Below are 25,650 nucleotides of genomic sequence, written 5' to 3' on the forward strand. Positions count from 1 at the left end.
CATCAATTGACTGAATATTCCCAAAACATTTAACTCCAAAACCTGATCTACCCCGTCAATTTGGGACAGTATATTTCTTGATTTTCCATTATATATTCAAACTGATTTGGAGTCATATAATTTATTGTAGAATGTTTCCTTTTTGTATTATAGTAAGCCTCAATATATTCAAATACTGATATCTTAGCTTGCTCTCTAGTTTTATAGCTTTCATCATGTACCAATTGTACTTTTAAGGTTCCAAAGAAGCTTTCACATGCGGCATTATCATAACAACATCCTTTAGAACTCATGCTTGATAGTAGCTAGTGTTCTTTAATAATATCTTGATACTGCTTACTACAATATTGTGATCCTTTATCAGAATGTATAATCACACCACTAGGGAAGTTTCTTCTAAACAGTGCCATATTTAAAGCACTACAGACTAAATCTGCTTTCATTCTAGAGTCCATTGACCAACCTATAACCGCTCTTGAGAATAAATCGATAATTACACACAAATACAACCATCCTTCTTGTGTTGGTATGTAAGTTATATCTGTAACCCATCTATGATTTACAGATAAAGCTGTGAAGTTTTGTTCTAATAAATTATCAGAAACATGTTTATTATGGTTAGAGTCTGTTGTTACTTTATGTTTACGAGTAGCTTTAGCCTGTAAACCAAGTAACTTCATACGTTTAGATACTCTAGGTTGAGTAACTTTCCAGCCCCTATCTTTAAGTTCTTTGAATATCCTAACACTTCCATATCTAGATTCATGTTCATTAAATATAGTAGTAATAGCCTCATCTAGTTCATCATCATTTTGTTGCCTTTTACCGATAGGTTCATGAATCCATCTGTAGTATGAAGTTGTACTTACATTCAAAGATTTACATAGAGTCGTTACTGGCATAACCTTACAATGCTCCTTAATAAATGCGTACCTTACAGATTTTGCTTTGCAAAGTACGCTGCTGCCTTTTTTAGTATTTCACGCTCTGTTTCTGCCTGTTTAAGTCTTTTCTTTAAATCAGCATTTTCAGATGATAATTGCTGATACTGTGTTTTATAATCTATCTTTATCTCTTTGGGTGGGTTTGACATGGCTTTGGATATCCAGTTGCAAAGGGTTTTATATTTAACTCCTAAATTATCTGCTATTTCTTGTCTATTTGCATCTGGTTGTAAACATAATTTAACTGCATTATTTTTAAATTCTTTAGTATATCTTTGGTAACCCATATTTGTCTCCTTTTCTTAACACCTAAGTGTCCCAAATTGGAGGGTATGATCAAATGCTATGCATACTAGTTTTATGTGTAGTTAGCTATAATAGAGAATGAAGAGGTAAACTGTCCCAAATTGACGGGGTAGATCAATTTATTAATTATAGTCACATATGGGAGATATAATAGTGCAAAAATATAAGATAAAACCTATCAAATATTGATGTAAACTAACATAGTTTAGAACTATGGTCGCAGAAGCTCTACACCCCTCTGAACCGAGGCTCTACAACAAAATCCTAAAAACAAAAGCGTCACTGATGATAAGCAGGAAAATTCTATTGACATATATGAAGTCAAAAAACCAGACCAAATACTTCCTAAAAACTGAGAGAAGTACATGCACATTAAGTAAATTGAAATTGCTCGTGTTGCAATTTCCTTTGGAAAAAGTGATTGAACTATTCCATTTAAGATTGCAACACTCATACTCCATCCTAATCCAAATAAAATTAAAAAGAGTATAGTAAGTACATAATTTATCTCTATAAAAAATAAAACCCCTAACATAGATGCAAAACATAAAAAGTAGCATAAGTAGATTATATTATTTTTTGTAGTTTTTTTAACTAATGGTGGAAGTACAATGACAGTTAATAATGCCCCTATTCCTATTATAGCCATAAGCTTACCTTGTCCAGCTGCTGTCATATGTAGCTTATAACGTGCAATATATGGAAGCATAGCCCATATATATGTTCCACTAAAAAATATAATAAAAGCATCAAAACAGTTTTGCCTAAATGTATGACTTGAGACTATTTTCTTTACACAATCTTTAAAAGGTAATTTAGTTTTGAGTATGGTCTTTTCTTCATTTTTATATAGCAAAAAATTAAAACCGACTAGTCCAAATAAAATGCAAGAAATAATAAACACTAGATATGTTGGGAATAAAGCCAAAATAATTCCCGCTATAAAAGGGCCAAGTGTTCTACACAGATTAAAGCTTAAGTTATTCATAATTGCCGCATATTTAATCTGATGTGGTTCCACTACCTCTGCAATGCCTGCTTGTGAAGATGACATTCTTAAAGTAGTCATAGTAGCAAATAGAAAAGTCATCAAAATTAATATTGTTGGATTCATAATTTGTTTATAAACAAATATACCAATCGATATGGCTAAAAAACTAAGTACGAACTGTATAACTGTTAATATATGATATTTATTATATTTGTCACCTATTATTCCAGAAATAATACCAAATAGAAACAATGGCAAAGTAGTAGCTGCTTGAATTAAAGAGTTCTCTGTTGGTGAACTTGAAATATTTGTTAAAATTATTGCACAAGCCATATTTTGCATCCATATGGCACTATTACTTATTAAATTTGATATCCAAAAATTTAGATAATTCTTATTCTTAAATACTAAAAAACCTTCATATAACATTACATATCCTTAGCCCAATGAATATTATTTTCTCCCCAATCAGCTAATTGCCCCATCAAACTAACCATTTTATCTTCACAGTCTTCTTTAAGAATGAATTTTACAAGCTCTGAATTCGACATTTCCATTTGATTATATTGTTTCTCTTTGCATCCAAGAGAAAATGAATCTATTATGGAATCATGTTTTGGTAGGTTAATGTCTTTTTTTAGAATACCACATTTTGGAGGGATGAGATATCTACCACCACAAGATTTCGGCTTATTACTAATAATACTTTGGTTTGATTTATTGTATACCAGTTCTAAAAATAATAAATTTATATCTACTCCATATGCTAACTCAATCTCTTTTGATAAATTATTTCCTCCTAATCGGCAAGCAATTTCACATAATGTGATTTTATCATTTTTATCAATAAATACTTCTATATGAAATAGAGAGTGTATAGGCATATGATAAACATTAGTAACTAAATACTCCGCAAACTTATAAAGAGGATCATAGTATTTATTATTACTCATCAATGTGTAAGAGCCTAAATTATTACCATTCACATAATCCAAACAATTAGAATGATATTTAGCAGGACTAATTAAAATAGCTCTGTTATTAGATACAAGTCCATCTATATGATATACTTCACCATCTATGTAATTTTCAACTATATAATCATCAGAAACATGTTTGTTATGGTTAGAATCTGTAGTTTTCTTATGCTTGCGAGCAGCTTTAGCCTGTAAACCAAGTATCTCCATGCTTTTAGATACTCTAGGTTGAGTAATTTTCCATCCAATATCTTTAAGCTCTTTGTATATCCTAACACTTCCATATCTAGATTAATGTTCATTAAATATTTTGATAATAGCATCATCTAGCTCAGTATCATTAGACTGTCTTTTACCGATAGGTTCATAAATCCACCTGTAATATGAGGATGTACTCACATTCAAAGATCTACATAGTGTTGTTACTGGCATAGTTTTAGAATGCTCCTTAATAAAGGCGTACCTTACAGATTTTGCTTTGCAAAGTACGCTGCTGCCTTTTTTAGTATTTCACGCTCTGTTTCTGCTTGTTTGAGCTTTTTCTTTAAATCAGCATTTTCAGAAGATAGTTGCTGGTACTGCGTTTTATAATCTATCTTTATTTCTTTAGGTGGGTTTGACATAGCTTTGGATATCCAACTGCAGATGGTTTTATATTTAACCCCTAAATTATCTGCTATTTCTTTACGATTTGCATCTGGTTGTAAACACAATTTAATAGCTTCTTCTTTAAACTCTTTTGTGTATCTCATTTTGTCTCCTTTTCTTAACACATAAGTGTCCCAAATTGGAGGGTATGATCACTGGTTAAAAAATTTGTATTTTGGTAGTAAAGAAATATTTTTGTTTATTGATGTATAAGTAAGTTGTTTTTTTGAAGTTTTATCATGACTAAGTTTGGTATTTTTTGAGCTATTAGTTATCGTTGAATTAAGCTAATATAAAAGCAGGAGAAGAGTCGTTTAGTTGTTGTATGTTATACAAAAAATGTTTACTCATAATGCTTTTGTTTGTAAGTGTTTGCTCTTGCTATTCATATGATAGGATTGAGGATTTTAAATATAACCAAAATATTCTTCTCACTGGTGTTATCAGTAGTATTCCCAGACTAGAAGGTAACGATTATAAGTTTATTTTTCATAGCTATAAATACGGAGATGTCTTACTAAAGGTTAACAGATCATATCGCCATTATTTAGTACCAGCAAATAAGTTAGAGTTAGAAGCAAAAGTATATAAGCCTCATGAGTATGATAATATAGAAGCTTTTAACTATTCTGAATATTTAGATCATAATGATATCGTTGCCATAGGGCGGATGGTGGATAATACGGATATTATCTACAAAGGTACTGCAAGCTTATACTTGCCCGAAAGGATAAGGTATTACTTATTTAATAAACTAGAAAAAGATTTGCAAGGAAATGAACTTAAACCTTATATTCTAGCATTACTTATTGGCGATAAAGAATTTAGTCAATCTCAGCAAAATCTATTGATAAGCTCTGGTACATCACACCTAATGGTAATTTCAGGATTACACATAGGACTTTTGGCTTTTATTATTTTTGTTATTTTTAGAGGTTTGTGGTCATTATTCCCACGCTTATGTTGCAAGCTGCCAGCACAGTATGCAGGTGTTATTAGCTCTGTCATAGTAGCTTTTATATATAGTTTATTAGCGGGCTTTAGTTTGCCAACACAGCGAGCATTGATAATGCTTCTAGTGGTAGCATTATTTTGGCTTTTGGGTAGGCGTATTTCGATAGTTAAATCACTGATTGTTGCTTTAGGCATTATAATGTTGGTTAATTTTGAATCAATATATAGTGTGAGCCTATGGTTGAGTTTTTCAGCTGTTGTGCTCTTGGTTATTATTTCTATAGTGTTACAACAATATAAATCAAAATTAACAAAAACATTACTTGCACAAATTTATCTAGCAATCTTTTTAGTACCAATTTCAGTTTATTATTTTGGCGGTTTCTCAGTTATTTCGATTTTAGCAAATATCGTTGCAATTCCTTTGGTTAGTTTTGTTATAGTGCCATTACTGTTAGTGTGTTTACTACTATCTTATGTTGGACTAAGTTTGTGGATCATTCCTAGCTTAATTATTAAATTATTAATTTATTATTTAAGCTTTTTGACGGGTTATGCTGGCTTTATTGAGTATTGGAGTTATTTTTCATTTTTTAGTCTTATAATTATTATTTTTGGGACTGTTCTAGTTATTTTCCCATTCAGTAATTCAATCAGACTGCTTGGATTAGCTTTATGCTTAGTGTTTTTGCAATCTTCAGAAAATACTTCAGAGAAATATCAATACTTTAGGATACATATTTTTGATACTGAAAATTTAATGATATTAGTTGAAGAAAATGGTAAAAGTCTTCTATATATTTCAGCTGAAAACTTAGAGAATGAATATGTGTTGGCAAATATTTTAGGTAACTACATTAAGCTAGTAGGTATTAAACAAATTAATTATTTAGTAGTGGTTGGTTCAAGTGATAATGATTTGGTTTTTAATTTTATTAAACAAATAGTCTCTGTTAAAAAAGTTGTTACAAATTTAGAAACTAACAGAAAACATCAAAGCTGTAGCTATAAAAATAATTTTAACTTAACTGGGGATACAAAAGTAAAGTTTCTTTCTAATGATGAAAGTTGCTTTATAACTATTGGACACGGAAATAAAGAATTCTTAATTGTAGATAACTCAAGTACTAAAGATCAGCAACAAATTTACACTTTATATAATAGAATTATTAATCCAAATATAGTGATTAGTCCTTTAATCCTTAGTACTAAATTTTTAAAATCAAATACTGATTACCTCGTATACATATCTGATAAGCCATTCAATAAACAGGTTTATAAAAGTAGTCGGATAAGAATATTTGACACATATAATAATGGAGCTATAACCGTCATGATAGATAGTGATAGTCACTTAATAATAAAGTCTTTACTTAAGCAATATTAGTTAAAAACGATTAATATCTTTTATAGTCTTTCAAAAAAGTTTTTATTAATGATAATATTTAAGCTAACAATCAGTAATTTTTAATAATCTTTGATGATAAATGTTATTAGGTGTGCTTACTATGGACTATTCTCGATAGTATGTTTGATGTCTACTGCTATAATTACTTTTATACCAGTATTTATTTTTTCATTAATTAAGCTTTTGGTGCCGATAAAGGGTATAAGGTATTTTTGTACTTCAGCAGTTCAATATTTTGTGAGTGTATGGGTAAGTGTTGTTATTTTTATTGCTCGATTTTTATCACCTACTGAAATTGATGTTGATCAGAATAAAGAGTTGGATAAAAATGGCTCTTATTTGATTATATGCAATCATAAAAGCTGGCTTGATACTTTTATATTAATGATGATTTTTCATAAGAAAATAGCCTTTCCTAAGTTCTTTATGAAGTTTCAGGTGTTCTTTATACCTGTATTAGGGTTGATTGCATGGGCTTTAGAGTTTCCAGCGATGAGACGCTATAAGAAAGAATATCTCAAGCAGCATCCAGAGAAAAAAGGCGAAGATATTAAAAAAACTGTTGAGTACTGTAAAAAGCTATCCTCTAGACCAACAACTATCGTTAACTTTGTTGAGGGTACTAGATATACCTCACAAAAGGCTGTTAAGAGTAACTATAAGAATTTACTTAATCCAAAAGCTGGAGGTATAGCAGTTATTCTAAAAAGTCTCTCAGATAGGATGGTAGGGGTTCTAAATACGACTATAGTTTATGATAATCCTAAACAGACTTTATGGGATTATATGACTAGAAGAACTAAGCAGATCAAAGTGAAAGTAGACTTAATCCCTATATCTGAAGTACCTATGGGAGATTATTTTAGTAGCGAAGCTGATAAGGAGCACTTCCAGACTTGGTTAAATCAACTTTGGCAAACTAATGATGAGTATATTTCTAAGGAGGCAAAGAAAATTACTTACTAGCTATCAATCCCCGTTTTTATTAAATTCTATATGATCACAACTATAAAATACTACGCTAAGTTTACTTCAGTAACTTTTACATGATTGTACTAGTTTTAAGTTATTTTGTTACGATGAATATAGTTAGCTGACTAAAAGAAGCGACAGGCAATCTAATAGAGTAGTTTATTTTGAGAAAAGTTTTTAGAAATAAAATTAGTTTAATGTATGAGGAAGCCAGTTAAGCTCAACAAATAAGAATAATGCTGAATAAATACCCATAAAGATGAAAGGCATATATATTTCGAGTATTCTGATAGGTTTGAAAGATCCTTTTTGTTCAGCAATATGCTCCTCAGTCAACCAAACTTTTGAAGGAAGACGCTTCTCAAGAGATGGAACAATACTGTTTTTTATTTGTATATGATGTCTAAAGAATCTTATGATTTTCCACCAAGCATAGCAGAATACTAATCCCGCAAAATAAGGTATAGTAACAAGTATGCCTGATGGTGGGTTCTCAACATTAATGTTATTACTAATTGCCAAAGCAACAGTACCTACAAGAACAAGGTTGAAAACTAAGAAGAATAAATTAATTACAATTCTTCTATAGCTAGTTCTGTCGGTTAGCTCAACATATATTCTATATTGCTCAATTAGCAGTTGATTATACTGCTCGTTAGATAAATTACTTTCATCTTCATTGCTCCATAATTTATCTTGTATATCTTTATGATTAATCTTTTCCATTTTATTCCTTTTTTATCTATAAGCTTAAAAGAATTCAGCAGTCTTAATGCTATTATATTTTGAGATAATTAGCAAATTTTTAGTGCCTGTGCTTACCTATATCTATCTCTAGTGATTATATCAATAATTCTTGATGGTTGTGAAGAGTTAACTTCTCTTTCTAAGATATAAATATTGTTAAAAGTTTTATTAATTGAATGAGAATTGTTGATGAAATCTTGTCCAGATATATTTGCACTAGTTGAAATAATAGCATCATCAATTTTAGTACAAATATTTGTTATGATATCTGTTGTTACTAGGCGTATAGCAATAGTTGGTTTCCCACCTGCTAGCCATTGTATGCTTTCTTTGCCTGGTACGATCCATGTCGTGGGCTGCTCCTGTACTGAACATATTTCTTTGATTTGCTGTGCTGATAGCACAGCAGTATCTGTATATTTTAACAAATGCTTGTAGTTATGTGAGATTATTATAAACCCTTTGCTTGAGTCTCTTTTTTTTAAGCTGATAATTTTTGCAACAGCATCTTTGGATATCCTGCAGCTTAGACCATATACCGTATCAGTTGGAATGCTAACAGCCTGGTTATCAGAGATTTTCGATATAATTTCATTCAAATCTTTTGTGAGCATACTATTTTTATCAGATTTATAAATTAGGGATATTCTATTATATTTTATGAATAAAAAAACCCCATAAGCTATAAATAGTTTATGGGGTTTAGTTAGATCTAGATTTTAAAAGATTGAAGAAGTACTACTTCTTATTTAGTTGCTCTTTGATTAAGTCACCAAGAGTTGTAGGAGTCATTTGTTCTACTTTGTAATTAGACTTAGCTCCAGCCGTAGTATCTTCATCAATAGCCTTGATAGAAAGAGCAATACTTCTTTTCTTAGTGTCGATGTTTATGATTCTAGCCTCAACTTCTTGTCCTTCACTTAACTCATCACTAACATTTTTAGTATGCTCAGCAGAAATCTCAGAAATTCTGATGAAACCATCAATGTTATTGTCAGCGTCAAGCATAACTACAGCACCGTTATCTTGTAGTTTAGTAACGTTACCTTTCACTAAAGATCCTTTAGGGTGGATATTTATGAAGTTCTTGAACGGATCTTCAGAAAGTTGCTTCATGCTAAGGGCAATTCTCTCAAGATCAGTGTTTACAGAAACTAATACTGCTTCAACTTCATCACCTTTTTTAAGCTCTTTAATTGCTTTAGCTGGGTTATCCCATGCAACATCTGAGATGTGTACAAGACCGTCGATACCACCTTCTAGTCCGATAAATACACCAAATTCAGTAATTGATCTGATTTTACCAGTCACTTTATCGCCAGGCTTATAGTTTTTCTCAAACTCATCCCAAGGGTTAGCTCTACATTGCTTGATACCTAGAGAAATTCTGTGATTATCAGCATCTAGTTCAAGTACTATAACTTCAACTTCTTGACCGATAGATACAGCTTTATGAGGATTAACGTTTTTGTTAGTCCAATCCATTTCAGATGTGTGAACTAGACCCTCGATACCTTCTTTTAACTTAACAAAACAACCGTAGTCAGTTATGTTAGTTACTGTACCCATAAGCTTAGCACCTACAGGAAGCTCATTAGCGATGTTTAACCAAGGATCTTCACCAAGCTGCTTGATACCTAGAGAAATTCTTTGCTTCTCTTTGTCGAACTTGATTACTTTAACATCGATTTCTTGACCTATAGATAATACATCTGTAGGGTGGCTAATTCTGCTCCAAGAGATATCTGTGATGTGTAGTAGACCATCAACTCCACCAAGATCGATAAATGCACCGAAGTCGGTGATGTTTTTAACTATACCTTGAAGTACGCTACCTTCAGAGATTTTCTCTAACATAGCATCTCTATCACCAGAGTTATTTTCTTCGATTACAGCTTTTCTAGAAACAACGATGTTATTTCTTTTAGTATCGATTTTAACAACTTTTAACTCGATATCCTTGTCTTCTAAATGAGCAACATCTTTGACAGGTCTTGTATCAACTAGTGAACCAGGTAAGAATGCTCTTAGACCCTCAACATCCATAGTGTAACCACCACGAACATGATTAGTGATTCTACCAAGAACAGTTTCATTGTTTTCGAAGGCATTTTCAATTCTATCCCATAGCTCGATTTTTTTAGCTTTATCTCTAGATAATCTAGTTTCACCGCAGCTATTGTCCAGTGCTTCTAATACAACGTTGATTTTATCACCAGCAGCTACTTCTAGTTCACCGTTGTTATTTTTCAAAGAAGATACAGGTATGAAAGATTCTGATTTAAGACCAGCATCAATCATTGCAAATTCTTTGTCTATGCTTACTACAGTTGCTTCGATGATTTTACCTATTCTCATCTCTGTTTGTTTCAGAGACTGCTCAAATAGTTCTTTGAAATTTTCTGACATTTTTTGATTTCCATTTCCAGTGTGGTTGGTTATACATAGTTTGACAAGTACCCACTGGTTTATATATAAAAAAGTACTAGCAAACAATTATGTAATGTATTATCTTATCTAAGAGATGTAAATTCTTCAAGAAGAAAATTCTAAAACTTTATGCCTAATTGTCCAGATGAAAATATTTTCTATATGCGAAAGGCTTATGAGCAAGCACTGTTGGCTTATGATGCCGGTGAAGTTCCTATAGGAGCAGTGCTTGTCAAAGATGATCAGATAGTCGCACAAAATTTTAATAAAACGATAATGATGAACGACCCAACAGCACACGCTGAGATTTTAGTTTTACGTGAGGCTGCTAAAAAACTTCAAAATTATAGATTAGTTAATACAAAATTGTATGTTACTTTAGAGCCATGTATAATGTGCTTGGGTGGTTTAGTTCAGGCTAGAGTATCTGAGTTGATTTATGCTTGTTATGATACTCGTGTTGGGGCTTTTTCTCATGAAAAGCTGCATCAAAACAAGAACATCAATCATAGCCTTAAAGTAACATCTGGTGTGATGACTGAAGAGTGTAGTACGCTCTTAAGAGATTTTTTTAAACAAAAAAGAAATTAGGTACTTATGCAAAAAGAAAAAATTGTCGTTCTATATGGTGGGGACTCTCCAGAAAGAGAAGTATCTCTGAAATCTGGTAAAGCAGTTTTGGATTCTTTACTAAATCAAGGCTATGATGCGTCTGGCTTAGATGCAAGCTCAAAAGATTTAGTTACTAAACTTATAGAGCTAAATCCTGATAAGTGTTTTATTGCATTGCACGGTGAAGATGGCGAAAATGGTAGGGTAGCAGCATTGCTTGAAATGCTAGGCATTAAGCATACTGGCTCAACTATGAAATCATGTGTCATAACTATGGACAAAATGATCTCGAAAGAAATATGGATGCACCATCGTATGCCTACACCCATGGCAAAGTTCCTTACAGATAAATTAGTGGAATCTGATGAGATTAGTTTTCCTGTTGCAGTTAAACCAAGTAATGGTGGATCTAGTATAGCTACTTTCAAAGTAAAAAATTTTAAAGAGCTTGAGGAGGCATATAAACAAGCTTCAGAGCATGGTGAAGTAATGATTGAGCAATGGGTTACTGGTAAAGAAATAACTGTAGCTATTGTTAATAATGATGTTTACTCATCTGTCTGGATCGAGCCATTGAATGAGTTCTATGACTATGAGTCAAAATATAGCGGTAAGTCAATATATCATGCACCTAGTGGATTATGTGAGCAAAAAGAGCTAGAAGTTCGCCAGTTAGCCAAAAAAGCCTATGACCTATTGGGGTGTAAAGGACATGCTCGAGTCGATTTTATATATGATGATAGGGGAGATTTTTATATTATGGAAATTAACTCATCACCAGGTATGACAGAGAATAGTTTATCTCCAAAGTCAGCGGCAGCTGAGGGGATTGATTTTGATAGCTTTGTTAAATCAATATTAGAACAGGCACAATGCTAAAGATTTTTAAAAAATTTTTTATACTAAGCTTTATTTTCGTAATAATTTTTGGTGCTGTGATTTTTATTGCTAGTAAGACAGATAAAAAAATCTCAAGGGTAGATGTGGTCTCTAATGATGGTTTGGTATACATTTCAAAGCAGGACTTAATTAATAAAATAATAGGTTTAAACGATAAAGAGTGGTTTGATCTTAATATTGATACTGTTGAGAAGTATTTTTATGATATGAAAGGGGTTGACTATACCCTTGTAAAGAAAGTCTGGCCTTCAACTTTAGTTGTATATGTCTATGATCATAAGCCTGTCGCGTATTGGAATAATAACCAAATTCTGCTTGATAATATGGATATTATCACTCCAGTTGTTTTTAATTATGATCAAAATTTACCATACATAGATAGTAATGATGATGCTAGTAAGGACTATATCTATGAGACTCTACAAGAGTTAAATAAGGTAGCTGAAAATAATAATATGCAAATAGTCAAAATATCCTACAGAGGTAATCAGTTTAGTGTCTTACTTACAGATGATATTGAAGTTGTCCTAGGTTCTATAAAATTAAAAAAACGATTAAATCTGTTTTTTAAATCATATAAAGATGTTAAAAACTACAAATCTGTGAAATATTTTGATATGAGATACAGTGATGGTTTTGCAGTAAAGTATAACTAGAAAAAGATTTATTTTATTGGTTTTCTATGATAATAAGCATATAATGTAATGTAAGTGTATGAAAGTAAGAAAATATCTGTCTTAGATTGGGGCTATAATAAATGGGTTTTGGGAATAATAATTTTTGTGCGGTAGATTTGGGATCTCACAAGATAACCGTTGCGATTGGACAACTTGCTGAAAACAACAGTATAAAAATATTAGGTGTAAGCCAAAAGCAGTCAAAGGGCATTAAACAAGGTTCTGTTATTAATCTTGAAATGGCTATAGAAACACTAAATGCAGCCTTAGATGAAGCAAAAAGCATAGCAGGAGTCGATATTAAAGAAGTCACGTTGGGTGTCAGTGCGCCTAGTATTAATGGCTTTAATTCTTATGGTTTAGCAGCTGTCGAAAATGGAGAGGTGAGCTTAGAAGATTTGGCTATGGCTATTAAGACAGCAAAAGCTGTGCCGATGTCTGCTGATACAGAAATGCTTCATGTTCTGCAGAGAGACTACATAGTTGATGGTCAGCCTGGAGTTACTGAACCAATAGGAATGTTTGCAGTAAGACTAGAATCTAATGTACATATTATTGTTGCGTCATCTAGGATGTTGCAGAATGTACGTAAATGCGTTTCAAATTGTGGTTATGCTATAGAAAACTTAGTAGTAGAACATTTAGCAGCAAGTAGTGCGACTCTTACTGACAATGAGAAAGAAATGGGCGTTTGCCTTGTGAATATTGGTGCTGACACGACAAGTTTTTCTGTCTTTGCTGATGGCGGTATATGTTATACATCAAGTGTTAAAACCGGTGGTAGTAGTATCTCCTCTGATATATCAAAAGTGTTTAGATTACCTATCGAGGCTGCTGAAAGCTTAAAGCTTCAATTTGGTTACGCAGCAAGTAAATATCTTAAAAATCCGGATGAAAAGATAGATATACCGAATTCATTAGGGAATGCTAAAAAGAGAATATCATTACAAGATTTATCACTTGTAATAGAGGCAAGAGTAGAAGAGATATTTGAGTCTCTATATCGTGAGTTGGATCAGAACCGTTTATTAGAGGTTATTTCTTCAGGTATTGTCTTTACAGGCGGTGGCGCTAAGCTAAAAGGATTAGCAAGACTGGCAGAGGATATGTTTAAGCTTCCTGTAAGGGTTGGTGGTCCTATAGAGGTTTCTGGTGCAAGTGAAGTTGTCCATAACCCATCATACTCCACAGTAGTTGGGTTATTGAAGTATGCTGCAGAAAATAGTGATGTAAGTAATGATCAAAATATTGATGATGATGTTATGGAGATTGATGAAAATACCACTAAGTCGAAGAAGAAGATAATATCATCAGTTAAAGGTTGGTTTTCAAATAATTTTTAAGTTAAGCAATAATGAATCGAAAGTAAAGGAGTAAATATATGTTTGATTTTAATGATTCAATGGTCTCAAATGCCATAATTAAAGTTGTTGGAGTTGGTGGCGGTGGCGGTAACGCTGTTCAGCACATGTGTGAAGATGTTACTGATGTTGAGTTTTTTGCATTAAATACAGATGGTCAAGCATTATCAAAGTCGAAAGTACAAAATGTATTACAAATTGGTACTAATCTTACAAAAGGTCTAGGCGCTGGTGCAAATCCTGAAATTGGTAAAAGAGCAGCAACTGAAGATAGAGCAAAAATTGAGCAACTTCTAGAAGGTGCTGATATGGTTTTCATCACAGCTGGTATGGGTGGTGGAACAGGTACTGGTGGTGCACCTGTAGTAGCTGAAGTGGCAAAAGAAATGGGTATACTGACTGTAGCAGTAGTTACTAAGCCTTTCCCATTTGAGGGTCCTAGAAGGATGAAAGCGGCTGAGTATGGTATAGATGAATTAACTCAACATGTTGACTCAATTATTACAGTACCAAATGAAAAGCTTTTAAGTGTTCTTGGCAAAGGAGCATCTCTTTTGGATGCATTTAATGCAGCAAATGATGTATTAGGAAATGCTGTTAAAGGTGTTTCTGAACTTATTACTAAGCCAGGTCTTATTAACGTTGACTTCGCTGATGTTAGAGCTGTGATGACTGATATGGGTCTAGCTATGATGGGTATGGGTGAAGCTAATGGTGAGAATAGAGCAAGAGAAGCTGCAGAGGCTGCTATTTCTAGCCCGTTATTAGAAGATATTAATCTTGATGGTGCAAAAGGTGTTATTGTAAACATAACGGCTGGTATGGATATGTCAATTGGTGAGTTTGAAGAAGTTGGTGAAGTAATTAGATCATTCATTTCAGATGAAGCTATTGTGATTGCTGGTACAGTTATCGATCCTGATATGACAGACTCTATGAAAGTAACAGTTGTAGTTACTGGTATTGAAAAAGTTGCTATGAAAAGAGGCTTTGGTGTAGAAAAGACAACTTCTAGTCAACCTCAAAGTTTCTCAAGTAAACCATCACCATCTTTCTCTAGGAATGATGATGTATCTAGCTCTTCTGCTAGTACTCCAAAAACAGAATCTGAAGATGTTAATAAATCAGATATTCCAAGTTTCCTTAGAAGAAGATAATTTTTCTTTATAACTCTAGTAATTTAAATATATTGATATAGCCTTAAAATCTCAGTGATTCTATATCAATATGATTTTTTGATATATATAATTTAATTTATCGATTACAGTAATTATATTTTTGTAGTATATGATAATCTGCAAGGTTGCTACTGTCATTGCTATATTATGTTAGCTAAATTGAAGTGTTAAAATTTAATAATAGAGAGTAAATATGAAGCAAAAAACTATAACAAAAGAATTTTCGGTTACGGGTATCGGTCTGCATTCTGGTATTGATGTTTCTATGGTTGTTAAACCTGCAAATGTCGATACTGGCATAGTATTTCGTAGAGCTGATCTTAGTCCTGTAGTTGATATCAAAGTAACTCCATCTAATATTAAAGAGGCTATAATGTGTACTTTATTAACAAAGGATGGTGATCAGAGCTTATCGGTATCGACTATTGAACATTTAATGTCTGCATTTGCGATGTTTGAGGTTGATAATGTCCTTATTGAAGTTAATGCACCAGAGTTACCAGTGATGGATGGAAGCTCTTATGAGTTCACTCAGCTATTAAAAGAAGCTGGTATCGTTGAGCAAGAATCTAATCGTAAAGGTATAAAGATATTAAAGCCTGTTAGAGTTGAGCATGAAGATAAATTTGCAGAAGTTTTACCTAGTGATAATCTTAAGTATGAGTTTAAGATTGAGTGGGATCATCCTGTAATTGCTGCGACAAATGATCATATACTATTTGAGTATAACCTAGATGAGTATATTAAGATGGTTTCAAAGGCTAGAACTTTTGGCTTCTACGAGCAGCTTGCATACTTACACCAAAACAATCTTGCAAAAGGAGCCTCACTTGATAATGCTGTTGGTATTTCAAATGATGGTGTACTTAATGATGGTGGTTTGAGATATGCAGATGAATTTGTAAGACATAAGCTGTTAGATGCAATTGGCGACTTTTATGTTGGTGGTTATATACTAGGACATTTTAATTGCTTTAAATCTGGTCATACCCTTAATAATAAACTCTTACATGCTATTCTCGCTGATAAAGATGCGTGGGAATATATCTAAACCCTTATAAAATTTTCTTATTACTGTTATCAATAGTATATATTTAGTCTTATTGATTCATTTTTGTATAATCCCTGAATGTTTGTATATAAAAATAGGGAAATATACAAGTATGAAAAAATAATAGTATTGCTTTCTTTTGTTTGTGCGACTATAGCTTTCGCAGAGGGGATGGCTTTTTAAGTGGAGATAAGCTTCCTAATGGTTTAGCAATATTGCCACCTCCTCCTGAAATACCTAATGAACCTGCATAAAAAGTACCTGTTCCAGTTTCAAACTTATTACCATCATTTGCAGAAGATCAGAACATATCAAATCAAATTTTTGTAGAGAGTCGTTTTTTTAATGCAAAAGAAATATCTAAAGAGAAGTATAGTCAAGCTATTAATGATGCTAATACAGATCCAGATAATTTTATTAACATATTTATAGATGCTTTGCCTTTGGATTCAAATACTTCAGAAGAAAAGAAAGAGCAACTTAAGCAACTGTTAAAGAGCCATTCTGACTTTTTCCAAAAGGTTATTCATGATGGAAAAAACTCTACAACAGAGGCAAAAGACCATTATCAAAGATAGCGTCCATACGTTTATTACAGTAAGAATGTTTGTACTCATTCTGATTCTGATCCTAGCTCTGACCCTGATCCACATCATTCATATCCTTCAGCACATTCAACAAGGGGTATGGTTGTTGCGTATACGATAGCTGATCTTCTACCTAATTATAGGGAGCAAATTTTGGCTAGAGAAGTGGACTATGGAGATAGTAGAGTGATCTGCGGTGCTCATTGGAGAAGTGATGTGCAGGCTGGGAGAGTAATGGGTAATGTTGTATATAGTGCATTGAAACAAAATAGTGACTTTAAAGCTAATTTTGATGCAATAAAACAACAGGTTGATGCTTTGATATAACTTCTTTTAATCAGTTAAAATTATATCTTCATTTTTAATATCTATATTAAGGGCTTCCTTAACAAGTTTGACATTTTCATCATTATGAATTTTTTTAATAGCTCTTTGAGTTTTTATTTCAGCTGGAGACTTGCTATTAGAGTTAGCGTTAATGCTTGGTAGGTTTTTAATATCTAATCTAAAGCTTGGATTATTCAAGTATTGGCTAATTGCTGATTGAAGTTTAGCTAAACTTTGAGGGTCAAGCTCAAGAATTTTTTTTGCATCATCATTTAGCTGAATTTCATAAGATTCATCAGACTCATTAAGTAAGTGACTATTGTATGCCAATGTTTTAGTGAATCCTTTTAGCTTAATTCTTGTAAGTTGATTAAACCATTTCTTATCTAAAGATTCTTCTTGTACATTCTCCATATGTGTTGGTTCAGAAGAGTTGTTTTTACTAGTTGGTATGCTATGCTGCCTTTGTGGCTGTGGCTGTGGCTGTGGCTGTGGCTGTGGCTGTGGCTGTGGCTGTGGCTGTGGCTGTGGCTGTGGCTGTGGCTGCAAAGCATTCTTTAGGGCTTTGATGTCATTTTTAGTCTCTGAAGAGATATTTGAGCCAGTTGTTAATGAATGGCTACTAGTTAAGTTTTTTTTTTGGAAGGCTATCAGTCTAAGTACAGCCATTGTTACACCAGTTTCAAAGCTGGGTGCAAGGGAGATATCCTTTTTTGCTATGATAGTCAGTTGATATAAGAAGTGTGCTTGTTCTACTGATATTTTGCCAAGAACCTTATTGATGATATCAACGTCAATATCATTGATGGCATCTAGCGACTGTGTAAAACTATAAATACAACATGCAAACCATATCTCAGCGATTCTATCTAGTACTGCATCAGCATTGCTTTCTGTAAGAGTTAAATTTTTTACAGCAGGTAATACCGCACTTGGGTTATTGTCTATAATAGCTTCGATAATATTATAGACCTCTTCACTATCTATAATCCCAAGCATTTGTTTAATTTGAGCTTGCTTAAGTTCACCACTACAAAAGCTTATAGCTTGGTCAAGTAAGCTTAGAGCATCTCTTAGACTACCTTTTGCATGATAAGCAATGTAGTCTAGTGATTGCTCATCTGAGCTTATATTTTCTTTATTAAGAACTACTTTTAGCTGATCCTTGATGTCTGATTGTGAGATATGCTTTAGATGTAGTTGAATACAACGTGAAAGTATTGTGACTGGTATTTTATGATAATCTGTGGTTGCCAATATAAATTTGACATATTCAGGTGGCTCTTCTAATGTTTTTAGTAGTGCGTTAAAGCTCTGTTTGGATAACATGTGAACTTCATCTATTAGATATACTTTGTAGCGACCTTGAGATGGCATATATTGGATATTATCTAGAATCTCTTTTGTCTCTTCGACTCCTGTACGTGATGCAGCATCAATCTCAATCAAATCTATAAAACTATTATTATTAATTGCCAGACAGTTTTCGCATTTATTACATGGCTCTGCTGTAACACCAGTTTTACAGTTTAGACATTTTGCTAGTAATCTGCCAAGTGTTGTTTTACCTACACCACGAGTGCCTGTAAATAAATAGGCATGATGGACTTTTTGTGTTTCCAGAGCATGTACTAGACTATTAAGCGCATGCTGTTGTCCTGCAACTTCTGAGAATGATTGTGGTCTATATTTACGAGCTAATGCTTGATATGACATCTGTAAATTTTTTATTAGAAATCTTATACTAAATGATAGCAGAGTTAGGTTAAAAGAATAAGAGAGTATTTAAATAACTTTGAATACTCTTTGTTTGTAAAATTCAGCACAAAAATATAAAATCTATACACAAATTCTAATCAATAAAAATCAATAAAATGGAATCTATAAATTACAAGATTGTATTAAAAGATCTAACGGCCCGTATTGAATCTCTACGGGACTATCTTTGACTATGATGTCAAAAAAGAAAAGCTAACAGAAGTTCTTATGGAGTTAGAAGATGGCTCTATATGGGATAATCCTGAATATGCACAAAACTTGGGTAGACAGAAAGTAGAACTTGAGAATGTTGTAAATGGTTGTGAACATATTTATGAAACTCTAGAAACTTTAACAGAGCTACTTGAGCTTGCTGAAGAAGATGAATCTTTGATGCAAGAAATTGCAAAAGATACTCAAGATATAACTTGCGAGATAGAAAAGTTAGAATTTCGAAGAATGTTCTCTGGAGAGATGGATTCTAATAATGCTTTTTTGGATATTCAATCAGGTTCAGGTGGTACAGAAGCACAGGATTGGGCAGAGATGCTAATGCGTATGTATATGCGTTGGGCAGATAGTCACGGTTTCAAGATCACTGTTGATGATGTATCAGATGGTGATGTTGCAGGTATTAAGGGCTGTACTTTAAAAATAGAAGGCGAATATGCTTATGGCTGGCTGAGAACTGAGACAGGGATTCATCGACTAGTAAGAAAATCGCCATTTGACTCAAATAGCAAACGTCATACATCTTTTGCATCGGTATTTATATCACCTGAAGTTGATGACGATATTGATATAGAGATTAACCCAGCAGATCTTCGTGTTGATACATATAGAGCATCAGGAGCTGGTGGACAGCATGTCAACAAAACGGATTCTGCGGTGAGAATAACTCATATTCCTACAAATATTGTTGTACAAAGCCAAAGCGATAGGTCACAGCATAAAAACCGTGATAGTGCGATGAAGCAATTAAAATCAAAGCTATATGAAATGGAGCTGCAAAAACGAAATGCTGAAAAAAATGCTCTTGAAGATACAAAGGCTGATATTGGCTGGGGAAGTCAGATTCGTTCTTACGTTTTAGACCAGTCTCGAATCAAAGATTTAAGAACGGGTGTTGAGAATACAAATACACAAGCAGTTTTAGATGGTGATTTAGATAAGTTTATTGAGGCTAGCCTAAAAAGTGGGTTATAATAAATAGTTTGATAAATAAAGTTTCGCTACTTACTACATAGGTTGTAGCGACGTCTTTTTTCATCGCAGAGATATATACAAAACCGTAGAGAGTGTAATAAGGTTTAAAATGAGTAGTAAATTAAAAGATTTAATAAAAAATTCGATTAAAGAGTATTTGGATGCTAATGATATTACAGTTAAAGACGCTGTAAGAGGTAAGCTTAGAGAGCAAGTTAGCAAATCTCTAGAAGGCATTAGTGAGATAAATGAAAGCGTAAAAGAGAAGATATCTGTACTTGTTAAAAAACATGTAACAGATATGCAAGAAAGTTCGCAAATGGGGCTTAGGAAAGAAAAGCTTCAAACACTAGCAGATCAAAATAACGGTATCAGTCATCCAAATGGTTTTAGAAGAAATGTAGTTGCTCATGATTTACAGAATCAATATGCACATTACTCAAAACAAGAGCTAGAAGAGTTAGAAAATAAAAAAACTTACAATGTAACAGGAAGAGTTGTACTTCGTCGTGTGATGGGTAAGGCTTCTTTTATTACGTTACAGGATTATTCAGGTAGAATACAGGTTTATCTTAAAAAAAGTGATTTACCAGAAGGACAGTACAATACTTTCAAAAACCTATGTGATCTAGGTGATATTGTGGGTATTACAGGTACTATGTTTAAGACAAATACTGGCGAGCTTTCTGTTGAGGCAAATCATTTTGAAATCCTAACAAAAGCAATTAGACCATTACCTGATAAATTCCACGGTTTAGCAGATCAAGAGATGAGATATCGTCAAAGATATGTTGACTTAATCACAAATGAAAAAGCTCGAGAAGTTTTTAAAGTTCGTTCAAAAGTTGTGAGTTTTATTCGTAACTATTTTGATAAATTAGATTTTATGGAAGTAGAGACGCCTATGATGCACGTTTTGCAAGGTGGTGCAGCAGCTAAGCCATTTAAAACACATCATAATGCTTTGGATATGCCATTATACTTGCGTATAGCTCCAGAGCTATATCTAAAAAGACTTGTTGTTGGTGGTTTTGAGCGTGTTTATGAGATAAACCGCAACTTCAGAAATGAAGGTGTATCTTCACGTCATAATCCAGAATTTACAATGCTTGAGTTTTATATGGCGTATGCTGATTATAATGATCTTATGGATCTAACCGAAGATATGTTGTCTAAACTTGTACAAGAGGTTATAGGTAGTGAAATACTTGAGTATGGTGAGTATAAAATTAACTTTGGTGGTAAGTATGAGCGTATTTCAATGGTTGATTCAATCGTTAAATATAATGATGATATTACTAAAGAAGATTTAGCAACATTTGAATCTGCAAAAGTTGTTGCTGAGAAGCTGAAGATAAAAGTAGAAGCTTATCACGAGCTTGGTCACCTAATAAATGAAATATTCGAAGAGACGGTTGAGCATCAACTAATTCAACCTACATTTATCACAGATTATCCAGCTGTAGTTTCACCTTTAGCACGTAGACAAGATGGTAATCCTGAGTTTACAGATAGATTTGAGTTCTTTGTTGGTGCGCGTGAGATTGCTAATGGTTTCTCTGAGCTAAATGATGCTGAAGATCAGGCAGAACGTTTCAGAAAGCAGGTTGAAGCAGCGGCATCTGGTGATGATGAAGCTATGCCTTATGACAAAGACTATATCCGAGCATTAGAATACGGTATGCCTCCTACAGCTGGTCAAGGTATCGGTATTGATAGGCTTGTGATGTATCTAACGAATTCGCAATCTATCAGAGATGTAATATTGTTCCCACATATGAAGCCTGAGTAAAAAGTGTCGAAAAAAAGCTTATTAAAATCTTTATTTGAAAATATCTATAATCCAGATATTGATTCCGAAAAGTTTATTCAAAAATTTGTACGCTTAGACTATAAACAAGTTGTTGATGGTCATAAGATTGATTACGATGGCTTTATTGAGCACATCAAAAAACAACGTGAGGTTGTTGAGAGTGTTAGATTTGAGTTTGTTTATCTAGTAGAAGAGGGTGATATGGTAGCCTCTTTACATAGAGTATATGCTAATATCAAGCTGGATAATCGTAAACTAATAGCTGAAGTTCATGCTTTCTTTAAATTTGATGAAAATATGTTAGTTTCTTGTGATGAGCGTACTAGAATTATCCAAGGCAAGCCTGAGGATGAAGATCTCGGGCGTAGAAAATAATATTTAGGATAGTAAAGTTACTAGTGATCATCATCATAGCTAGCTTTGTGAGATTTACCTTCTATAAATGAAGTAAATGCGATTAGTAGCGCAGATATTACAAATACTAAGTGGATAGCTGCTGACCATGCTAAATCTCTATCAGATGAGTGAGATACTTCTAGAAACTTCTTCAAAAGAGATATTGAAGAAATACCTATAATAGAGCCTGCAATCTTTAATTTAACGGCATTTGGAGATAACTTCTTAATCCAAACAGGTTGACCACCACCTTTTTTATCAAGGTTCATTTTACTTACGAAGTTTTCGTAGCCACTTATTACTACAATTACTACAAGATTTGCTACTAGTACAACGTCACATAGTGTCAGAGCTAGTATAATAAGTTGATCTTCATCAATGGTACTATAAGCAGTAAATAAATGGTGAAGTTCATGATATATTTCGTAGATAAAGCCAAATAGAACTAGTGATAAAAGCAAATAAATTGGTGCTTGAAGCCAGCGAATTCCAAATATGAACATTTCTATTACTGATAGTATTTTATTAATGAATTTACTCATGAATTAAATCCTTATTTGTAGATTTTAAATTAACTAATCCGTAGTAAAGATATATGAGTTAAAAAATAAAAGCAACCAGCTATTATCAGATAATTTGATAAGAGATATAAGTAAAGATTATATGAAGTATAAGAGTTTACCTGTTTCTATGATGAGACTTTTTCTAATAATCTTACAATATGACTGTGGCTATTAGCTCTAGCATCATCTAGAGGAGTTTTGCCCCATCTGTCTTTAATAGTAGGATTTGCTCCTTTGCGGATGAGGTACTTGACAACATCTTCATGACCTTCAGCAGCAGCCAAGTGAAGAGCTGTTCTTTTATCATAATCTCCTTTGCTAATATCAACTCCTAATGCGACTGCTCTTTTTATTTCTGATAGATCTCCATTACTGGCAGCCCAGATTAGTTCAAGAGTTAGGTTTGACTCTATAGTTACTCTACTCTCAATAGGATTAATTTTGTCACAATGAGTGATATGGTCATAGTTGTGGAAACTAAATTTTTCTACTAATCTTTTGCTAAACTCTACACCCCTAACAGAGTTGTGATTATTGTCCAAGCGCGGGGAAAATATTGCAAAACCACCAACATTTGGTATGGCTATGACTAATGCACCTGATACGCCTGATTTTGCTGGCAGTCCAACAGAAAATGCGTATTCACCTGAGAAGTCATACATTCCACAAGAGTACATCATAGATAAACAGTTACGAACTGTTGTCGGAGAAAAGATCTTTTTGTGAGTAAAAGGACATATACCACCATTAGCAATTGATCCCATGATTTTAGCCATTTTTTTTGCATTGATCTGAATCGAGCATGTTTGAAAGTAGAAATCTAATGATGTATGTATATTAGTACCTTCTGGAAATGCTCCAACTTCTTTCATAAAGTGAGCTAGGGCATAGTTCCTATCGGCAGTTTCTTTTTCAGAATGATATACCGCATTATCAAAACCAATAGATTCACCACCTGCTAAATTTTTCCAAACATTTGTTATGTATTCAAATCTATCCGCTAAATTCCATTCGGGTTTAATCAGTGAGCAGGTCATAATTGCGCCGGAGTTTATCATTGGGTTATGAGGTAAATCATACTTATTCAATGCGATTGCGTTAAACGTAATACCACTCGGTTCCCTGCCTACATGTTTGTGAACCTTATCCTCGCCATTTTCTTCTGTTGCAATACAGTATGTAATAGCTTTTGCAGTAGATTGTACACAATATGGATGTAAGAAATCGCCCAAAGTAATCATTTGGCCATCAACACTACAAAAGGCAACTGCAAAAAGCTCAGAATCCACTCGCGCTAATTGGGGGATGTAGTCTGCATTTTTGCCAGATACATTCTTTTTGGTTTCTTCATAGATTTCTTTAATCTCTTTTTGGAAATCCTTAAAGTTAGGTATCATAAAGCCTTTATTGACAGATTTTTCAATGATACTACTACTCTCTAAGGTCATTTCCTTGAATTTGTTAAAGTCAATCTTATCTATGACCGTTAACCCATCTAGTTCAGCTCTCAGCTTTTTGGTGCGTGGATCATCACTAGCTATACCAGCATCATCTAAAATGGCTAATACATCAGTTTTTGTCAAAAAACCATCTTTATCACTAATAGCATTAAAGATATTTGCATAGTAGTTTTCACTAGTAGCTCCAGCTCTAATCATTTTTGTTTTCATTTAGATATGTTTTAAAGATTGTATGGATTTTATTTTACATAAAAAAAGAGAGATTTAATATATAGAAACGCTTAGGCTAGTTAATAGCAGCGTTTGCTAAAGCCATAGCAACTACATATGGATCAGAGTTTGCACCAGGCCTTCTATCTTCAAGGTAGCCATAACCCTTAAGAGCAACAGGTCTAGGGATTCTAATAGAACAGCCTCTGTCAGCATCTCCGACACTAAAACTACTCATATCAGATGTTTCTAATTCGCCTGTTAACCTTTCGTGAAGATTGTGTCCATAGTTTAGTATGTCTATTTTATGATTTTTTTCTAATGAAGCGCAAATTTTCTTAATCGCTTCTCTACCTGTTTCTGGATCTCTTGTTTTACTTGTAGAGAAATTTGTATGAAGACCTGCACCATTCCAGTCACCTTTGATAGGCTTATTATCAAATGAAATATCTATACCATACTCTTCACCAAGTCTTTCTAAAAGCCATCTTGCTAAATGTGTATGATCAGATATGTTCAGTATTCCAGCATCTTCGCCTTCGACACCTCTGTAACCAATTTGGAACTCCCACTGTCCAGGCATAACTTCAGCATTGATACCATAAAATAGTATTCCGGCATCTAAACAAGCTTGCATATGAGCTTCTACTAGATCACGACCATAGGCTTTGCTATTACCAGCACTACAGTAATACGGTCCCTGAGGTCCAGGGAAGCCATTAGCAGGCCAACCTAATGGACGACCATTCTTGAACATTGTATACTCTTGCTCAAAACCTGCCCACATATCTTGACAGTCTGTACTAGCCAGTAAATTTCTTAGCTTAGCTCTATTATTAGTGGTATGTGGAGTCTCTCCATCTGGATTATAAACTTCGCACATAACAAGGTATCCACATTCTCTCAGTGGATCGATTACAAAGTTAACGGGCTTTAAAATACAGTCCGAATTATCACCAGTAGCTTGATTTGTAGAGGAACCATCAAAACTCCACTCAGGGAAATCGTCAGCTGTCTCAAAATCTTTAAATGGTAAAACTCTTCCTTTAGACCTAAGACCAGGTACAGGATCTGAACCATCAATCCATATATATTCAGCGGTCACTACTTTCATATCTTTAACATATTCCTTAACATTGATTGATTAATCCTGATTAATAATATCAACTGTCTA

At 33.4% G+C, this 25,650-nt stretch carries 26 protein-coding genes and 1 pseudogene; 13 read left to right on the forward strand and 14 right to left on the reverse strand.

What is annotated here, in order from left to right; genetic code table 11:
• Positions 1-47: 47 nt before the first annotated feature.
• From F3D59_RS01025 to F3D59_RS01050, 7 genes are all read right to left on the reverse strand, one after another.
• Entirely contained in the window at positions 48-293 is a 246-nt protein-coding gene (locus F3D59_RS01025) for an IS3 family transposase (RefSeq protein WP_150463467.1), read from the reverse strand.
• A 12-nt stretch (positions 294-305) separates the two neighbouring features.
• Positions 306-923 carry an IS3 family transposase gene (locus F3D59_RS01030; protein ID WP_224721137.1) on the reverse strand — a complete coding sequence of 206 codons (618 nt, stop codon included), beginning with the start codon at positions 921-923 and terminating at the stop codon, positions 306-308.
• An 11-nt stretch (positions 924-934) separates the two neighbouring features.
• Positions 935-1,231, reverse strand: a complete 297-nt coding sequence (locus tag F3D59_RS01035) for a transposase (protein ID WP_150463469.1) — start codon at positions 1,229-1,231, stop codon at positions 935-937.
• A 230-nt stretch (positions 1,232-1,461) separates the two neighbouring features.
• A complete protein-coding gene (locus F3D59_RS01040) occupies positions 1,462-2,670 on the reverse strand; it encodes an MFS transporter (RefSeq protein ID WP_150463470.1) in 1,209 nt (402 codons plus the stop codon).
• A complete protein-coding gene (locus F3D59_RS01045; protein ID WP_150463471.1) occupies positions 2,670-3,428 on the reverse strand; it encodes an ATP-grasp domain-containing protein in 759 nt (252 codons plus the stop codon). The genes F3D59_RS01040 and F3D59_RS01045 overlap by 1 nt, the downstream gene beginning before the upstream one ends.
• A gap of 81 nt (positions 3,429-3,509) precedes the next feature.
• Positions 3,510-3,650, reverse strand: a complete 141-nt coding sequence (locus F3D59_RS09930) for a hypothetical protein (RefSeq protein ID WP_191092409.1) — start codon at positions 3,648-3,650, stop codon at positions 3,510-3,512.
• A 32-nt stretch (positions 3,651-3,682) separates the two neighbouring features.
• Positions 3,683-3,970: a transposase gene (locus F3D59_RS01050; RefSeq protein WP_150463472.1), complete on the reverse strand. Its 288-nt coding sequence runs from the start codon at positions 3,968-3,970 to the stop codon at positions 3,683-3,685.
• Between the two features lie 221 nt (positions 3,971-4,191).
• On the opposite strand from F3D59_RS01050, the gene F3D59_RS01055 reads away from it, so the two are divergent.
• Both F3D59_RS01055 and F3D59_RS01060 read left to right on the forward strand, forming a co-directional pair.
• Positions 4,192-6,207, forward strand: coding sequence for a ComEC/Rec2 family competence protein (locus F3D59_RS01055; RefSeq protein ID WP_150463473.1), 2,016 nt, complete (start codon positions 4,192-4,194; stop codon positions 6,205-6,207).
• A gap of 93 nt (positions 6,208-6,300) precedes the next feature.
• Entirely contained in the window at positions 6,301-7,194 is an 894-nt protein-coding gene (locus tag F3D59_RS01060) for an acyltransferase (protein ID WP_150463474.1), read from the forward strand.
• A gap of 195 nt (positions 7,195-7,389) precedes the next feature.
• Here the strand turns inward: F3D59_RS01060 and F3D59_RS01065 are convergent, their stop codons facing one another.
• The 3 genes from F3D59_RS01065 to rpsA form a co-directional block, all read right to left on the reverse strand.
• A complete protein-coding gene (locus F3D59_RS01065; RefSeq protein WP_146421668.1) occupies positions 7,390-7,926 on the reverse strand; it encodes a hypothetical protein in 537 nt (178 codons plus the stop codon).
• A gap of 92 nt (positions 7,927-8,018) precedes the next feature.
• Positions 8,019-8,561, reverse strand: coding sequence for an L-threonylcarbamoyladenylate synthase (locus F3D59_RS01070; RefSeq protein WP_150463475.1), 543 nt, complete (start codon positions 8,559-8,561; stop codon positions 8,019-8,021).
• Positions 8,562-8,685: 124 nt separating this feature from the next.
• On the reverse strand, positions 8,686-10,356 hold the full coding sequence (rpsA, locus tag F3D59_RS01075) for a 30S ribosomal protein S1 (protein ID WP_150463476.1): 1,671 nt from the start codon (positions 10,354-10,356) through the stop codon (positions 8,686-8,688).
• Positions 10,357-10,506: 150 nt separating this feature from the next.
• Here rpsA and tadA point away from each other — a divergent pair, with 150 nt between their 5' ends.
• The 8 genes and pseudogenes from tadA to F3D59_RS01110 form a co-directional block, all read left to right on the forward strand.
• Positions 10,507-10,968: a tRNA adenosine(34) deaminase TadA gene (gene tadA / locus F3D59_RS01080; RefSeq protein ID WP_149369092.1), complete on the forward strand. Its 462-nt coding sequence runs from the start codon at positions 10,507-10,509 to the stop codon at positions 10,966-10,968.
• A gap of 6 nt (positions 10,969-10,974) precedes the next feature.
• Positions 10,975-11,868, forward strand: coding sequence for a D-alanine--D-alanine ligase (locus tag F3D59_RS01085; protein WP_013921943.1), 894 nt, complete (start codon positions 10,975-10,977; stop codon positions 11,866-11,868).
• Positions 11,862-12,545: a cell division protein FtsQ/DivIB gene (locus F3D59_RS01090; protein ID WP_150463477.1), complete on the forward strand. Its 684-nt coding sequence runs from the start codon at positions 11,862-11,864 to the stop codon at positions 12,543-12,545. The genes F3D59_RS01085 and F3D59_RS01090 overlap by 7 nt, the downstream gene beginning before the upstream one ends.
• Positions 12,546-12,646: 101 nt before the next feature.
• The gene (gene ftsA, locus F3D59_RS01095; protein WP_150463478.1) at positions 12,647-13,909 is read left to right on the forward strand and encodes a cell division protein FtsA; all 1,263 of its coding nucleotides are present in this window, start codon (positions 12,647-12,649) and stop codon (positions 13,907-13,909) included.
• Between the two features lie 38 nt (positions 13,910-13,947).
• Positions 13,948-15,084: a cell division protein FtsZ gene (ftsZ, locus tag F3D59_RS01100; protein WP_013921946.1), complete on the forward strand. Its 1,137-nt coding sequence runs from the start codon at positions 13,948-13,950 to the stop codon at positions 15,082-15,084.
• Between the two features lie 214 nt (positions 15,085-15,298).
• Entirely contained in the window at positions 15,299-16,156 is an 858-nt protein-coding gene (gene lpxC, locus F3D59_RS01105; protein ID WP_146421675.1) for a UDP-3-O-acyl-N-acetylglucosamine deacetylase, read from the forward strand.
• Between the two features lie 443 nt (positions 16,157-16,599).
• Positions 16,600-16,734: a hypothetical protein gene (locus tag F3D59_RS10160; RefSeq protein WP_263477946.1), complete on the forward strand. Its 135-nt coding sequence runs from the start codon at positions 16,600-16,602 to the stop codon at positions 16,732-16,734.
• Positions 16,735-16,773: 39 nt separating this feature from the next.
• Positions 16,774-17,070 (forward strand): annotated as a pseudogene (locus F3D59_RS01110) (phosphatase PAP2 family protein); the annotation flags it as partial.
• A 6-nt stretch (positions 17,071-17,076) separates the two neighbouring features.
• Here the strand turns inward: F3D59_RS01110 and dnaX are convergent.
• Positions 17,077-18,786, reverse strand: coding sequence for a DNA polymerase III subunit gamma/tau (gene dnaX, locus F3D59_RS01115; protein WP_150463480.1), 1,710 nt, complete (start codon positions 18,784-18,786; stop codon positions 17,077-17,079).
• Positions 18,787-18,944: 158 nt separating this feature from the next.
• On the opposite strand from dnaX, the gene prfB reads away from it, so the two are divergent.
• From prfB to F3D59_RS01130, 3 genes are all read left to right on the forward strand, one after another.
• Positions 18,945-20,034 (forward strand): peptide chain release factor 2 gene (prfB, locus tag F3D59_RS01120; protein WP_224721119.1). Its coding sequence is split into 2 segments (ribosomal slippage): positions 18,945-19,016 and positions 19,018-20,034, totalling 1,089 coding nucleotides; the frame shifts between segments, so codons are not numbered across the junction.
• Between the two features lie 109 nt (positions 20,035-20,143).
• Positions 20,144-21,826: a lysine--tRNA ligase gene (gene lysS, locus F3D59_RS01125; protein ID WP_150463482.1), complete on the forward strand. Its 1,683-nt coding sequence runs from the start codon at positions 20,144-20,146 to the stop codon at positions 21,824-21,826.
• Between the two features lie 3 nt (positions 21,827-21,829).
• Positions 21,830-22,222 (forward strand): nuclear transport factor 2 family protein, encoded by a 393-nt coding sequence (locus tag F3D59_RS01130; protein ID WP_150463483.1) that lies wholly within the window; start codon positions 21,830-21,832, stop codon positions 22,220-22,222.
• A 20-nt stretch (positions 22,223-22,242) separates the two neighbouring features.
• On the opposite strand, the gene F3D59_RS01135 is transcribed toward F3D59_RS01130, so the two are convergent.
• The 3 genes from F3D59_RS01135 to F3D59_RS01145 form a co-directional block, all read right to left on the reverse strand.
• Complete coding sequence (locus F3D59_RS01135; protein WP_013921953.1) at positions 22,243-22,785, reverse strand: TIGR00645 family protein; 543 nt, start codon at positions 22,783-22,785, stop codon at positions 22,243-22,245.
• Between the two features lie 146 nt (positions 22,786-22,931).
• Positions 22,932-24,476 carry a glutaminase A gene (glsA, locus tag F3D59_RS01140; protein WP_150463484.1) on the reverse strand — a complete coding sequence of 515 codons (1,545 nt, stop codon included), beginning with the start codon at positions 24,474-24,476 and terminating at the stop codon, positions 22,932-22,934.
• 76 nt (positions 24,477-24,552) lie between these two features.
• Positions 24,553-25,590: a glutamine synthetase beta-grasp domain-containing protein gene (locus F3D59_RS01145; protein WP_150463485.1), complete on the reverse strand. Its 1,038-nt coding sequence runs from the start codon at positions 25,588-25,590 to the stop codon at positions 24,553-24,555.
• Between the last annotated feature and the right edge of the window lie 60 nt (positions 25,591-25,650).

The sequence above is a fragment of the Francisella sp. XLW-1 genome (assembly GCF_008711455.1).
GTDB classification, from domain to species: Bacteria; Pseudomonadota; Gammaproteobacteria; order Francisellales; family Francisellaceae; genus Francisella; species Francisella salimarina.